Here is a 14518-nt window from a genome sequence, read left to right on the forward strand (position 1 = left end):
GTAAATGAAGCAAATGTTGTTCTGGCAGCGCCTGGACTGCCCGGGGCTGGAGCAGGCGGAAATCGAAACCGGCTCCGGCCTCTCCTTGTCCGCCAGCGGCAGCCTGCTGCATGCCGACACCGGCGCCAGCCTGCGCTACCGGATGCAGCTGGACCACCACGGCAGGCTCAGCCATGCCCACATCGATGTTTCCGCGCCCGAACCCAGGCAACTGACGCTGCAACACACCGAAAGCGGCCGCTGGCTGGTCAACGGCCAGGCGCAGCCCGCCTGGGATGGCTGCCAGGATCTGGACCTGCAATCCTGCGGCCTGACCAACGCCTTCCCCATCCGCCGGCTGAAACTGGGCATCGGCGACAGCGTCGAGCTGTCGATGCTGTTCGTGCGCCTGCCGTCATTGACGCCGGCCATCTGCCCGCAGCGTTACACCCGCCTGCCGGACCATGACGGCATGCCCTGCTACCGCTACGAATCCCCGGGCTTCGCCGCCGACATCATCGTCGACGAGCAAGGCTTCACCCTGCATTACAGCGACTTTCTGCAACGGCTGCCCGACAGCGGCCGCGACTGAGCGAAAGACAGACATGAACCGCCAATACCGCACCGCCCTGACCGGATCCGGACTCGATTACTTCGACGCCCGCGCCGCCGTCAACGCCATCCAGCCCGGTGCCTGGGACAAGCTGTCCTACACCGCCCGCATCCACGCCGAAAACCTGGTCCGCCGCTGCGAGCCGGCCGTTTTGACCGAATGCCTGGAACAAATCGTCCACCGCAAGCGCGAGCGCGACTTCCCCTGGTTCCCGGCGCGAGTGGTGTGCCACGACATTCTGGGCCAGACCGCGCTGGTGGATCTGGCCGGCCTGCGCGACGCCATCGCCGACCAGGGCGGCGACCCGGCCCAGGTCAATCCGGTGGTGCCGGTGCAGCTGATCGTCGACCACTCGCTGGCTGTGGAATGCGGCGGCTTCGATCCGCAGGCCTTCGCCAAGAACCGCGCGATCGAGGACAGGCGCAACGAGGACCGCTTCCATTTCATCGAGTGGACCAAAACCGCCTTCGACAATGTGGACGTGATCCCGGCCGGCAACGGCATCATGCACCAGATCAATCTGGAGCGGATGAGCCCGGTGATCCACGCCGACAACGGCGTCGCCTACCCCGACACCTGCGTCGGCACCGACAGCCACACGCCGCACGTGGACGCGCTGGGCGTGATCGCCGTCGGCGTCGGCGGCCTGGAGGCGGAGAACGTGATGCTGGGCCGCGCCTCGTGGATGCGGCTGCCTGAAATCGTCGGCGTCGAGCTGAGAGGCAAACCCGCCGCCGGCATCACCGCCACCGACGTGGTGCTGGCGCTGACCGAGTTCCTGCGCCAGCAAAAGGTCGTCGGCGCCTATCTGGAATTCTATGGCGAAGGCGCCGCGGCGCTGACGCTGGGCGACCGCGCCACCATCTCGAACATGGCTCCCGAGTACGGCGCCACCGCCGCGCTGTTCTTCATCGACGCGCAGACCATCGCTTATTTGAAGCTGACCGGCCGCAGCGACGAGCAGGTCAAGCTGGTGGAAACCTACGCCAAGACCGCCGGTCTGTGGGCGGACAGCCTGAAGACCGCCGAATACGAGCGGGTGTTGAAGTTCGACCTGGCCACCGTCACCCGCAACCTGGCCGGCCCGTCCAACCCGCACAAGCGGCTGCCGGTGTCTCTGCTTGCCGAGCGCGGCATCGCCGCCAATCTCGCCGAGGCCCGCGCGCAGGAAGCGCAGGGCCTGTTGCCGGACGGCGCGGTCATCATCGCCGCCATCACCAGCTGCACCAACACCAGCAACCCGCGCAACGTGATCGCCGCCGGCCTGCTGGCGCGCAACGCCAACAAGCTGGGCCTGGTTCGCAAGCCGTGGGTGAAATCTTCGCTGGCTCCCGGCTCCAAGGCTGTGGAGCTGTATCTGAAGGAAGCCGGCCTGCTGTCCGAACTGGAACGGCTGGGCTTCGGCATCGTCGCCTTCGCCTGCACCACCTGCAACGGCATGTCCGGCGCGCTGGACCCGAAAATCCAGCAAGAGATCGTGGACCGCGACCTGTACGCGACCGCGGTGCTATCCGGCAACCGCAACTTCGACGGCCGCATCCACCCCTACGCCAAGCAGGCCTTCCTCGCCTCGCCGCCGCTGGTGATCGCCTATGCCATCGCCGGCACCATGCGCTTCGATATCGAGAAAGACGTGCTGGGCGTGGCCGACGGCAAGGAAATCCGCCTGCAGGACATCTGGCCGTCCGACGAGGAGATAGACGCGGTGCTGAAACAAGCGGTGAAGCCCGAGCATTTCCGTCGCGTGTACGAGCCGATGTTCGCCATCCGCCAAAGCAGCGGCGAGAAAGTGAGCCCGCTGTACGCCTGGCGGCCGCAGTCCACCTATATCCGCCGCCCGCCGTACTGGGAGGGCGCGCTGGCCGGCGAGCGCACGCTCAAGGGCATGCGCCCGCTGGCGCTGCTGCCGGACAATATCACCACCGACCACCTGTCGCCGTCCAACGCCATCTTGCTGGATTCCGCCGCCGGCGAATACCTGGCCAAGATGGGCCTGCCGGAGGAGGACTTCAATTCCTACGCCACCCACCGCGGCGACCACCTGACCGCGCAGCGCGCCACCTTCGCCAATCCCAAGCTGTTCAACGAGATGGTGCTGAACAGCGACGGGTCGGTCCGCCAGGGCTCGCTGGCCCGCGTGGAGCCGGAGGGCAAGGTGATGCGGATGTGGGAGGCCATTGAAACCTATATGGACCGCAAGCAGCCGCTGATCATCGTCGCCGGCGCCGACTACGGCCAGGGCAGCTCGCGCGACTGGGCGGCCAAGGGCGTGCGCCTCGCCGGCGTCGAAGCCATCGTCGCCGAAGGCTTCGAGCGCATCCACCGCACCAACCTGATCGGCATGGGCGTGCTGCCGCTGGAGTTCAAGCCCGGCACCAATCGCAAAACGCTGGCGCTCGACGGCACCGAAACCTACGACGTGATCGGCAAGCGCCAGCCCCGCGCCGAGCTGACTCTGGTCATCCACCGCCGCGGCGGCGAAACCATCCAGGCGCCGGTGACCTGTAGGCTGGATACCGCCGAGGAAGTGTCGATCTACGAAGCCGGCGGCGTATTGCAGCGCTTCGCTCAGGACTTCCTGGCGGCGGCGCAAGCCTGATCAACCATTGCAGCCGGCCACCGCCGGCTGTTCAACAAAGAAACAGGATGGACAGCATGGCTCACCCGGCCCAGATCCGAATCCCCGCCACCTATATGCGCGGCGGCACCAGCAAAGGCGTGTTCTTCCGGCTGCAGGACCTGCCGGAAACCGCCCGCCAGCCCGGCCCCGCGCGCGACACGCTGCTGCTGCGCGTGATCGGCAGCCCGGACCCTTACGGCAAGCAGACAGACGGCATGGGCGGCGCGACGTCCAGTACCAGCAAGACCGTCATCGTGTCCAAGTCCGCGCGGCCGGATCATGACGTCGACTACCTGTTCGGCCAGGTCGCCATCGACAAGGCTTTCGTCGACTGGACCGGCAACTGCGGCAACCTGTCCGCCGCCGTCGGCCCGTTCGCCATCGCCGGCGGCCTGATCGACCCGGCGCGTGTTCCGGACAACGGCGTCTGCACCGTGCGCATCTGGCAGGCCAATATCGGCAAGACCATCATCGCCCACGTGCCCGTCACTCACGGCCAGCCGCAGGAAACCGGCGATTTCGAGCTGGACGGGGTCACCTTCCCCGCCGCCGAAGTGCAGCTGGAATTCCTGGACCCGGCCGACGAAGGCGACGGCGATGGCGGCGCGATGTTCCCCACCGGCAAGCTGGTGGACACGCTGGAGGTGCCCGGCGTAGGCAGCTTCCCGGCCACGCTGATCAACGCCGGCATCCCCACCATCTTCGTCAACGCCGCCGACATCGGCTACATCGGCACGGAATTGCAGGATGACATCAACTCCGACCCGGCGGCGCTGGCCCGCTTCGAAACCATCCGCGCCCACGGCGCGCTGAGGATGGGGCTGATCAAGAGCCTGGACGAGATCGCCACCCGGCAGCACACGCCCAAGATCGCCTTCGTCGCGCCTCCGGCCGACTACACCGCCTCCAGCGGCAAGCCAGTGAAAGTGTCGGACATCGACGTGCTGGCGCGGGCGATGTCGATGGGCAAACTGCACCATGCGATGATGGGCACGGCGGCGGTGGCGATCGGCACCGCCGCCGCCATTCCCGGCACGCTGGTCAACCTGGCCGCCGGCGGCGGCAAACGCCAGGCGGTGCGCTTCGGCCACCCGTCCGGCACGCTGCGGGTGGGCGCGCAAGCCCGCGAGGAGCGCGGCGAATGGGTGGTGACCAAGGTCATCATGAGTCGCAGCGCCCGCGTGCTGATGGAAGGCTGGGTGCGGGTGCCGGGAGACGCGCTCTAGCAGCAATCGTCGGCCGCCGGCAGGAAATACGGCGGGGATGCGCGCAGCATCCCCGTTTTCACATCCAGGTGGCGATATTGCCGGCAGTTTCTTGCAGGATTTCGTGGGATAATGACAATCAGCCGGCGCGACATCGACGAACATCCCAAAATCATCGCCATCCGCGCAGGCCCGGTCGAACACCAAACGGAACCCGCAGCCATGAGCACCCCCGCCCCGATACTGACCTCCTCCACCGATTGGCACTGGAGCCCCACGCCCTATCCCGGGGTGGACTTCACCTGGCTGCGCCGCAATCCGGACGGGGGCGGTTCGGCATTGCTGAAGCTGGCCAAGGGCGCGAAGCTGCCGCTGCACCAGCACCCGGGCACGGAACAGGTTTTCGTCACCGCCGGCCGGCTCAAGGTGGGGGAACACGTGCTGAACAAGGGCGACCACCTGTTCATCGACGCCCATGTCCCGCATGCGGTGGAAGCCTTGCAATCCACGGTTTATCTGACGCTGTCGGAAAGCGACGGCGTGGAGCTGCTGGAGCCGGACCAGGCTAACTGATCCGGCCTGCCAGGCTGAAGGGCTAGAACGGCTGGATCGCCACCTTCAGCACGCCGTCGCGCTGGTGCGCGAATAGGTCGTAGGCCTCGACGATCTGGTCCAGCTTGTAGCGATGGGTGACCAGCGGCGACAGGTCCAGCCGGTCGCTCTCCAGCACATTCATCAGCCGCCGCATCCGCTCCTTGCCGCCCGGACACAGCGAAGACACGATCCTCTTGTCGCCCAGACCGGCGTTAAACGCGTCCAGCGGGATTTTCAGATCGGTGGAATACACGCCCAGGCTGGACAGCGTGCCGCCCGGCTTCAATATCCGCAGCGCGGATTCGAAGGTGCCTTGGGTGCCCAAGGCTTCGATGGCGGAGTCAACGCCGCGCCCGCCGGTCAGCTTCATGATTTCCGCGATCACATCCACTTGCCTGAAGTTGAGCGTGACATCCGCGCCCAGCCGCCGCGAAATCGCCAGCCTGTCGTCTATCCCGTCCACCGCGATGATGCACGACGCGCCGCGCAGGCGCGCGCCCGCCACCGCGCACAAGCCTATCGGCCCCTGGGCGAACACCGCCACCACGTCGCCGATCTTGATGTTGGCCGCCTCGGCGCCGGAAAAACCGGTGGACATGATGTCGGGACACATCAGCACCTGCTCGTCGCTGAGCCCGTCCGGAATCGGCGCCAGATTGGCCTGGGCGTCCGGCACCAGCACGTACTCGGCCTGGGTGCCGTCTATGGTGTTGCCGAAGCGCCAGCCGCCCATGGGCTTGTAGCCATGGCACTCGCAACCGCCGTCCTGCGCCGGGTGGCCGTCCTGGCAACCGTAGGAGGTGAAGCTGGGGCAGATCGCGCCGGCGATCACCCGCTGCCCCTCCCGATAGCCCTTGACGCCCGCGCCCAGTTTCTCGATCACGCCCACCGGCTCATGGCCTATGGTCAGGCCGGACGCCACCGGATACTCGCCCTTGAGAATGTGCACGTCGGTGCCGCAAATGGTGGTGGTGGTGATCCGCACCAGCGCGTCGCCGGGACCGACCGCTGGAATCGGCTTCTCTCTAAGCTCTATCTTGCCGGGCGCGACGAATACCGCTGCCTTCATGCTGCTCATGGCTTGCCTCCTGTCGTGGCGGAGCCCGCCCGCTGCCGGCTCCAGGATGGAAACGAAACGCATCTTTAACACTAGGCCGTAAACCAGCGGCGCGGACAACTGCCCGATCAGTCCAAAACATGGACCCGTGATCTGGATCAAACGCCTTGTTGCCCCTGCGGCCATGCCTGCGCGCTGTCACGGATGGCGAAAACGATGCCTTTTGATGTAACAACTGGTTTACACTTCACCGTTCCACTTAAAATATCTCCACATAAAATAAATACGAGAGACATCGATGAATCAAGCGATGCTGTACGCGCTCGCCGCGATCGCCATGTGGGCGTCCGTCGCCACACTCAGCGCCCTCACCCACGCCTTGCCGCCCTTCTTCGTCGCCGGCGTCGGCCTGATCCTGGGCAGCCTGCTGACCGTGCGCCGCATGGCCGACTGGAAGGTGCCGCCCAAGAACTTCGCCAACGGGGTTTACGGCATCTTCGGCTTCTACTTTTTCCTATTCAACGCCTACCGGCTGGCGCCGGTGATGGACGCCACCGTGCTCAGCTACGTCTGGCCGCTGCTGATGGTGCTGCTGTCGCCGCTGCTGGTGCCCGGCACCCGCCTGGGCGCCAACCACATCCTGGGCAGCCTGATCGGCTTCGCCGGCGCAGCGCTGATCGTCACCGGCGGCAAGCTGTCGCTGTCGATGTCCGCGCTGCCCGGCTATCTGATGGCCCTGGGCGCGGCCGTGGTGTGGGCCACTTACAGCCTGCTCACCCGCCGCCTGCCCGCCACGTCGGACAACGCGGTCGGCGGTTACTGCCTCGCCTCCGGCCTGCTGGCGCTGGGCCTGCATTTCGCCACCGAGCCCGCCGCCCATCCGTCGGCCATCCAATGGCTGATGATCGCCGTGCTGGGCCTGCTGCCGATGGGCGCGGCCTTCCTGTGCTGGAACCGCGCGATGCAGTTGGGCGATCCGCGCCAGACCGGCGCGCTGGGCAACGCCACTCCGCTGCTGTCCACGTTGATGCTGGTGGCTTCCGGCCAGGCCGCGCTCAACGGCTCCGCCGCGCTGGCCATCGCCATGATCGTAGGCGGCGCGGCGCTGGGCACCCTTCCCGCGGAGCGGCTGCTGCCAGGCTGGCTGCGCGCCTGAACCGAGGGACCGGCGGACGCGATGCGCCCGCCGGCCGGGGCTATAATCGCAAACCTTCACCACACAAGGAATTCCGCGATGAAGCCCTGCCTCCTCGCCCTGCTGGCGCTGTTCGCCAGCCATGCCGCGCTGGCCGAAGACGATACCTGCCAGAACGCCAACAGCACGCTGGAAATCAACGACTGCAAGCAAAAGCAGTTCGACGCCCGCGACAAGGCGCTCAATGAGCGCTACCGCGAGCTGCTGAAAAAGCTGCGCGCCGACGAAGCCCAGAGCGGCGCCAAGGACAAGCCGTCCGCGCTGCTGATTCAGGCCCAGCGCAAATGGATCGCCTTCCGCGATGCCGACTGCAACACCAAGTACCAGATCTACATCGACGGCAGCATCCGCAACGCCGTCTTCCTCGACTGCAAGATCGAACGCACCGAACAACGCATCAAGGAGCTGGACCCCAAGCTCTGGTAACCCGCTCGGGTTTCCCCGCCCGGGGCCGAGGAGTATCATCCCGGCCTGTCTTCACGCAAAAATAAAAAAGGGGCTGACATGGCAAAACACTGGGGCAAGGTGCTGACCGCGATGGTGACGCCGTTCGACGGCGATGGCCGGCTGAACCTAGACATGGCCTGTACGCTGGCGCGCCATATGGCAGCCAGCGGCAGCGACGGCCTGGTGCTGGCCGCCACCACTGGCGAGGCGCCTACGCTCTCCGACGCCGAACGCTTCGACCTGATCCGCGCGGTCAGCGAGGCGGTGACCATCCCGGTGCTGGCAGGCACCGGCAGCAACGACACCCGCCACGCGCTGGACATGACGGCCAAGGCGGAAGCGGCCGGCGCCGCTGGCGTATTCCTGGTGTCGCCGTACTACAACCGCCCGCCCCAGGCCGGCATCGAGGCGCACTTCCGCGCGCTGGCCGCCGCCACCCGGCTGCCGGTGATGCTGTACGACGTGCCCGGCCGCACCGGCCGCCGCATCGCCCGCGACGTGCTGCTGCGGCTGTTCCGCGAGGTGGACAATATCGTCGCCTTCAAGGACGCCACCGGCGACCCCGCCGCCGCCGCGCTGCTGGTGGCCGAGGCCGGCGACCATTTCGAGCTGTATTCCGGCGACGACGCGCTGACCCTGCCCCTGCTGGCCGTCGGCGCGGTCGGCGTGGTGGGCACCTCCACCCACTGGACCGGCCCGGAGTTCGCCGCGATGATCGCCGCCTTCGAGCAGGGCGACGTGCGCCGCGCCCGCGAGATCAACGCCGCGCTGCTGCCGTCCTACGCCTACTCGAATACCGACGATTCGGTGTACTCGATGTCGGTGAAGGCGATGCTGCGCAGCCAGGGCCTGGCCGTCGGCGAATGCCGGCTGCCGCTGCCGGCCGCGCCGGCGGGCGTGGAAGCGCGGGCCGCCGAGGTGTGGAGCGGGCTGCACGCCTGGCGCGCCGGCCAGCGCTGAGAAACTGCTCAGCCGCCGGGAATGAAAAAGGAGACCCGAGGGTCTCCTTTTTGCGTGACTGCGCGCCTCGCGGCGGGAATCAGTCGCGGAAGTTGTTGAACTGCAGCGGCGCGCCGTTTTCCAGGTCGGCAGCGATGTCCTGCTTCAGCAGCGCGATGGCGTCCTGCAGCACGTCGCGCTTGGCGCCGGACACGCGCACCGCCTCGCCCTGGATGCTGGCCTGCACCTTCATCTTGGAATCCTTCAGCAGCTTGACGATCTTCTTCGCCAAATCGCTGTCCAGGCCTTCCTTGATCTTCAGCACCTTCTTCACCTTGTTGCCGGACACTTTCTCCAGCTTGCCGTAGTCCAGGCTGCGCACGTCGACGCTGCGCTTGGCCAGCTTGGCCACCATGATTTCATTGACCTGGTCCAGCTGGAATTCGGTATCGGCGAACAGCGTCACTTCCTTGTCGTTGAATTCGATGCGGGCGTCGCTGCCCTTGAAATCGTAACGGGTGGACACTTCCTTGTTGGACTGGTCCAGTGCGTTGCGCACTTCCACCTTGTTTACTTCGGAAACGACATCAAAAGACGGCATAAAACGATCCTCGCTAATAACCTGCCGCATTCTAGTAGCGGCGTTGCCGCTTGTCACCCGTCATGCCATTGCCAAGGCCCTCCGGAAATGGTTTTATCGACGACAGTCAAACAAATCCCGGAAATCCGCCATGCTCGTCACCCTGCCGCAACTGGCCGCTTTTCTCGCCGCCGCCATGCTGATCACCGTCACCCCCGGCCCCGACAACCTGATGGTGCTGAGCCAGGGCATTTCCCGCGGCCGCCGCCAGGGCATGGCCTTCGGCCTGGGCTGCGCGCTGGGCTGCCTGAACCACACCTTGCTGGCGGCGCTGGGCGTCAGCGCGCTGATCGCCGCCTCGCCGCTCGCCTTCTCCGCCCTCAAGATCGCCGGCGGCGCCTATCTGGTCTATCTGGGCTGGGGCGCGATCCGCAGCTCCGGCGCCAGCTTCGACGCCGATGCCCAGGCCAGCGGCCCTCAGGGCTCGCTGGCCGCCACCTTCCGCCGCGGCCTGATCGCCAACGCGATCAATCCCAAGGTGGTGCTGTTCTTCCTCGCCTTCCTGCCGCAGTTCGTCAATCCGGCGCAAGGGCCGGTCGGCCTGCAGACCGCCATCCTCGGCGGGCTGTTCACGCTGCAGGGCGCGCTGGTCTTCGGCGCGCTCGGCTACTTCTCCGGCCACGTCGGCCAATGGCTGGCCAAGAGCCGCAAGGCCAGCCAGTGGCTGGACCGCATAGCCGGCGCCGTCTTCATCGGGCTGGGCCTGCGCCTGATCCTGGCGCGCTGAGCGCGCAAAAAAGGCGGCCCCGCAAGGCCGCCTTTTTCATGCGATCCGAACTGGATCAGATCGCCTGCTCGTTGGTTTCGCCGGTGCGGATGCGCACCACCTGCTCCACCGGCACCACGAAGATCTTGCCGTCGCCGATCTTGCCGGTGCGCGCGGTTTCGACGATGGTCTCGATCGCCCGCTCCACCAGATCGTCCGGCAGCACCACCTCGATCTTCACCTTGGGCAGGAAGTCCACCACGTACTCGGCGCCGCGGTACAGCTCGGTGTGGCCTTTCTGGCGGCCGAAACCCTTGACCTCGGACACGGTCAGGCCGTTGACGCCGATCTCCGACAAGGCCTCGCGCACCTCGTCCAGCTTGAACGGCTTGATGATGGCTTCGACCTTTTTCATTGCGCAATGCTCCCGAATAAAACCAATGACATTAGAGTAAAAAGCAAAAAATGCCGCGCGGCGGCGGTATCTTCCGCTGACGCCTTAAATGCAGCGATGTTTTGCTGTATTATGACGCCCTTTCCTGGTACTTGTCGCGGGTGTCTAATGTCTTACATTACCAAGCTGCGCGGTGGCGTTGCCCTGTCACCGTTTCGTCTCGAAAAACTGCAGGCGGCAGCGGCCGATGCCGGGCTGAAGGATATCGTCCTGACGGCCGAGCACTGGCATTTTGCGGAAAGCGACGGCGAACTTTCGCTGGAGGAAATCGGCGTGCTGGGCCAGTTGCTCAGCTACGGCGAAGCGCCGCTGAACACTGAGCCGGAAGGCGAACTGTTCCTGGTCACGCCGCGAATCGGCACCCTGTCGCCATGGGCGTCAAAGGCAACCGACATCGCCCGGCATTGCGGATTGCCGAATATCCGGCGGATCGAACGCGGCACCGCTTTCCGAATCAAGTCCGCCGCTAAATCTTTAAGTGAAGAGGCTCGCCATACCCTGGCGGGCCTCTTGCACGATAGGATGACGGAAACCGTGCTGTCCTCGCTGGACGACGCGGAAAAGCTGTTCACCCACATCGACCCGCAGCCGATGGCCAGCGTGGACATCCTCGCCGGCGGCCGCGCCGCGCTGGAGGCCGCCAACGTCCAGTTGGGTCTCGCGCTGTCCGACGACGAAGTGGAATACCTGGTCGAGAACTTCATCAAGCTGAAGCGCAATCCCAGCGACGTCGAGCTGATGATGTTCGCCCAGGCCAACTCCGAACACTGCCGCCACAAGATCTTCAACGCCCAGTTCATCATCGACGGCGTCGAGCAAGGCAAATCGCTGTTCCGCATGATCCGCGATACCCACGACGCCCACCCGCAGGGCACGCTGGTGGCGTACAAGGACAACGCCTCGGTGATCGAGGGCGCCTTCATCGAGCGCTTCTACCCGCAGCCGGGCAGCCACCAGTACGCGTACACCAGCGAACCCACCGACATCCTGATGAAGGTGGAAACGCACAACCACCCGACGGCGATCTCGCCCTTCGCCGGCGCGTCCACCGGCAACGGCGGCGAAATCCGCGACGAAGGCGCCACCGGCCGCGGCTCCCGCCCCAAGGCCGGCCTCACCGGCTTTACCGTCTCCAACCTGAACATCCCCGGCTTCAAGCAGCCGTGGGAGGCCTACCGCGACGACCAGCCCGAGTACGGCAAGCCGGGCCGCATCGCCTCGGCGCTGCAGATCATGCTGGAAGGCCCGATCGGCGGCGCGGCGTTCAACAACGAATTCGGCCGCCCTAACCTCACCGGTTATTTCCGCGCCTTCGAGGAAGAATTCAACGGCGAGATGCGCGGCTATCACAAGCCCATCATGCTGGCAGGCGGCCTGGGCAGCATCCAGCAGCAGCAGATCCACAAGAATGAAATCCCGGAAGGCGCGCTGCTGATCCAGCTGGGCGGTCCCGGCCTGCTGATCGGCCTGGGCGGCGGCGCGGCCTCGTCGATGGACACCGGCGCCAACAGCGAAAACCTGGACTTCGATTCGGTGCAGCGCGGCAACCCGGAAATCGAGCGCCGCTGCCAGGAGGTGATCGACCGCTGCTGGCAGCAGGGCGAAGCCAACCCCATCGTCTCCATCCATGACGTGGGCGCCGGCGGCCTGTCCAACGCCTTCCCCGAGCTGGTCAACGACGCCGGCCGCGGCGCCATCTTCCATCTGCGCAAGGTGAACCTGGAAGAAAAGGGCATGACCCCGATGCAGATCTGGTCCAACGAGGCGCAGGAGCGCTACGTGATGGCCATCCTGCCGGAGGACCTGGACCGCTTCACCGCGCTGTGCGAACGCGAGCGCTGCCCGTTCGCGGTGCTGGGCGTGGCCACCGACGACGGCCACCTGCAGGTGCGCGACGACCACTTCGGCAACAATCCTGTGGACATGCCGCTGGAAGTGCTGCTGGGCAAGCCGCCGCGGATGACCCGCGACGCGAAGACCATCGAGCTCTCGCCGCAGACCTTCGACGCGTCCAAGTACCCGCTGCGCGAAACCGCCTACCGCGTGCTGCGCCACCCGACCGTGGCCGACAAATCCTTCCTGATCACCATCGGCGACCGCACCGTCGGCGGCATGACCGCGCGCGACCAGATGGTGGGCCGCTGGCAGGTTCCGGTGGCCGACGTGGCTGTCACCACCATGGGCTTCAACACCTATCGCGGCGAAGCGATGGCGATGGGCGAACGCACGCCGGCCGCGCTGTTCGACGGCCCGGCCTCCGGCCGCATGGCCATCGGCGAGGCGCTGACCAATATCGCCGCCGCCTTCGTCGGCCATCTGGGCAACGTCAAACTGTCCGCCAACTGGATGGCCCCGGCCGGCCACCCCGGCGAAGACGCCAACCTGTACCGCACCGTGCAGGCCGTCTCCGAGCTGAGCCAGAGCCTGGGCGTCAGCATTCCGGTGGGCAAGGATTCGCTGTCGATGAAGACGGTATGGCAGGAAGACGGCGAGCAGAAAGCCGTCACCGCGCCGCTGTCGGTGGTGATTTCCGCCTTCTCGCCGGTGGACGACGTGCGCAAGACCGTCACCCCGGACCTGAAGGACATCAAGGACAGCGACCTGATCCTGATCGACCTCGGCTACGGCCGCTGCCGCCTGGGCGGCTCGATCTACGGCCAGGTGTGGAAAGACATGAAGGGCCGCGCGCCGGACGTGGAAAGCCCGCTGCAGCTGGCCGCCTTCTTCGGCGTGGTGCAATCGCTGTTGCGCGACGACAAGCTGCTGGCCTACCACGACCGCTCCGACGGCGGCCTGTTCGCCGCGCTGGCGGAAATGATGTTCGCCGGCCACGTCGGCGCCAGCATCGACCTGCAGGAACTGGTGATCGAGCGCCAGAACACCCAGCGCATCATCGACGACTATGTGCAGCCGACAATGGAGGCCGCCACCCACGGCCGCATCATGCGCGTGCTGTTCAACGAGGAACTGGGCGCGGTGCTGCAGGTGAAAAAGGCCGACACGCCGGAAGTGATCTCCCGTTTCATGAAGGCCGGCATCGGCCGCGAGCTGTTCGTCATCGGCCGCACCAACGGCCACGACCGCCTGGTGATCAAGCACAAGGGCAAGGATCTGTTCAGCGAAAGCCGCAGCGAGCTGTTCTGCGCCTGGTCCGAAACCAGCGCCCGCATGCAGCGCCTGCGCGACAACCCGGCCTGCGCCGACAGCGAACAGCTGCTGCGCAGCCACGCCAAGCCCCGCGGCCTGTTCACCCAGCTGTCCTTCGACGTGCACGGCGACCCGGCCGCGCCCTACATCGGCACCGGCAAGCGCCCGCGCATGGCCATCCTGCGCGAGCAGGGCGTCAACGGCCAGCTGGAAATGGCCGCGGCGTTCGACCGCGCCGGCTTCGACGCGGTGGACGTGCACATGAGCGACATCATCGCCGGCCGCGTGCAGCTGGCCGACTTCAAGGGCCTGGCGGCCTGCGGCGGCTTCAGCTACGGCGACGTGCTGGGCGCCGGCGAAGGCTGGGCCAAGAGCATCCTGTTCAACCCGCGCGCCCGCGAACAGTTCGAAGCTTTCTTCGGCCGCGGCGACACCTTCGCGCTGGGCGTGTGCAACGGCTGCCAGATGATGTCCAACCTGTCGTCCATCATCCCGGGCGCCGAGCACTGGCCGAAGTTCCACCGCAACGCATCGGAACAGTTCGAGGCGCGCTTCGCGATGGTGGAAGTCACCGCGTCGCCGTCCATCTTCCTGTCCGACATGGTGGGCAGCCGCCTGCCGGTGGTGGTCAGCCACGGCGAAGGCCGCGCGGTGTTCGCGCCGGGCGCGCAAGACCAGGCTCTGGCCGCGCTGCGCTACATCGACTTCGACGGCCGCGCCACCGAGACCTATCCGCTGAACCCCAACGGCTCGCCTGCGGGCATCACCGGCGTCACCACGGCCGACGGCCGCTTCACCATCATGATGCCGCACCCTGAGCGCGTGTTCCGCGCCGTGCAGAACAGCTGGCATCCGGCGGAATGGGGCGAGAATGGCGGCTGGTACCGCATGTTCGCCTCGGCCCGCCGCTGGGTGGGCTGAT

At 66.3% G+C, this 14518-nt stretch carries 12 protein-coding genes; 9 read left to right on the forward strand and 3 right to left on the reverse strand.

The window, feature by feature from the left end; all coding sequences use genetic code 11:
* The first annotated feature begins 4 nt into the window (after positions 1-4).
* The 4 genes from VL52_RS23165 to VL52_RS23170 all read left to right on the forward strand — a co-directional run bounded on the left by VL52_RS23165 (position 5) and on the right by VL52_RS23170 (position 4990).
* Entirely contained in the window at positions 5-571 is a 567-nt protein-coding gene (locus VL52_RS23165) for a putative glycolipid-binding domain-containing protein (RefSeq protein WP_052729192.1), read from the forward strand.
* A 13-nt stretch (positions 572-584) separates the two neighbouring features.
* Positions 585-3191 carry a Fe/S-dependent 2-methylisocitrate dehydratase AcnD gene (acnD, locus tag VL52_RS06920; protein ID WP_046156353.1) on the forward strand — a complete coding sequence of 869 codons (2607 nt, stop codon included), beginning with the start codon at positions 585-587 and terminating at the stop codon, positions 3189-3191.
* A 56-nt stretch (positions 3192-3247) separates the two neighbouring features.
* Positions 3248-4438 carry a 2-methylaconitate cis-trans isomerase PrpF gene (prpF, locus tag VL52_RS06925; RefSeq protein WP_046156425.1) on the forward strand — a complete coding sequence of 397 codons (1191 nt, stop codon included), beginning with the start codon at positions 3248-3250 and terminating at the stop codon, positions 4436-4438.
* Between the two features lie 201 nt (positions 4439-4639).
* Positions 4640-4990, forward strand: a complete 351-nt coding sequence (locus VL52_RS23170; RefSeq protein WP_160298922.1) for a cupin domain-containing protein — start codon at positions 4640-4642, stop codon at positions 4988-4990.
* Between the two features lie 22 nt (positions 4991-5012).
* On the opposite strand, the gene VL52_RS06935 is transcribed toward VL52_RS23170, so the two are convergent.
* Entirely contained in the window at positions 5013-6089 is a 1077-nt protein-coding gene (locus VL52_RS06935) for an NAD(P)-dependent alcohol dehydrogenase (RefSeq protein ID WP_046156354.1), read from the reverse strand.
* 277 nt (positions 6090-6366) lie between these two features.
* On the opposite strand from VL52_RS06935, the gene VL52_RS06940 reads away from it, so the two are divergent.
* The 3 genes from VL52_RS06940 (at position 6367) to dapA (ending at position 8670) form a co-directional block, all read left to right on the forward strand.
* The gene (locus tag VL52_RS06940; protein WP_046156355.1) at positions 6367-7224 is read left to right on the forward strand and encodes a DMT family transporter; all 858 of its coding nucleotides are present in this window, start codon (positions 6367-6369) and stop codon (positions 7222-7224) included.
* 78 nt (positions 7225-7302) lie between these two features.
* Positions 7303-7689: a lysozyme inhibitor LprI family protein gene (locus tag VL52_RS06945; protein WP_052729194.1), complete on the forward strand. Its 387-nt coding sequence runs from the start codon at positions 7303-7305 to the stop codon at positions 7687-7689.
* Positions 7690-7767: 78 nt separating this feature from the next.
* Positions 7768-8670 carry a 4-hydroxy-tetrahydrodipicolinate synthase gene (dapA, locus tag VL52_RS06950; RefSeq protein ID WP_046156356.1) on the forward strand — a complete coding sequence of 301 codons (903 nt, stop codon included), beginning with the start codon at positions 7768-7770 and terminating at the stop codon, positions 8668-8670.
* Between the two features lie 79 nt (positions 8671-8749).
* Here dapA and VL52_RS06955 read toward each other — a convergent pair whose 3' ends face one another.
* Entirely contained in the window at positions 8750-9250 is a 501-nt protein-coding gene (locus VL52_RS06955) for a YajQ family cyclic di-GMP-binding protein (protein ID WP_021478047.1), read from the reverse strand.
* A gap of 130 nt (positions 9251-9380) precedes the next feature.
* On the opposite strand from VL52_RS06955, the gene VL52_RS06960 reads away from it, so the two are divergent.
* Positions 9381-10016 (forward strand): LysE family translocator, encoded by a 636-nt coding sequence (locus VL52_RS06960; protein ID WP_046156357.1) that lies wholly within the window; start codon positions 9381-9383, stop codon positions 10014-10016.
* A 55-nt stretch (positions 10017-10071) separates the two neighbouring features.
* Here VL52_RS06960 and VL52_RS06965 read toward each other — a convergent pair whose 3' ends face one another.
* Positions 10072-10410, reverse strand: a complete 339-nt coding sequence (locus tag VL52_RS06965; protein WP_046156358.1) for a P-II family nitrogen regulator — start codon at positions 10408-10410, stop codon at positions 10072-10074.
* Positions 10411-10557: 147 nt separating this feature from the next.
* On the opposite strand from VL52_RS06965, the gene purL reads away from it, so the two are divergent.
* Positions 10558-14517 (forward strand): phosphoribosylformylglycinamidine synthase, encoded by a 3960-nt coding sequence (gene purL, locus VL52_RS06970; protein WP_046156359.1) that lies wholly within the window; start codon positions 10558-10560, stop codon positions 14515-14517.
* Position 14518 lies beyond the last annotated feature (1 nt).

The organism is Chromobacterium vaccinii, from assembly GCF_000971335.1.
In the GTDB taxonomy this organism is placed as follows: Bacteria; Pseudomonadota; Gammaproteobacteria; order Burkholderiales; family Chromobacteriaceae; genus Chromobacterium; species Chromobacterium vaccinii.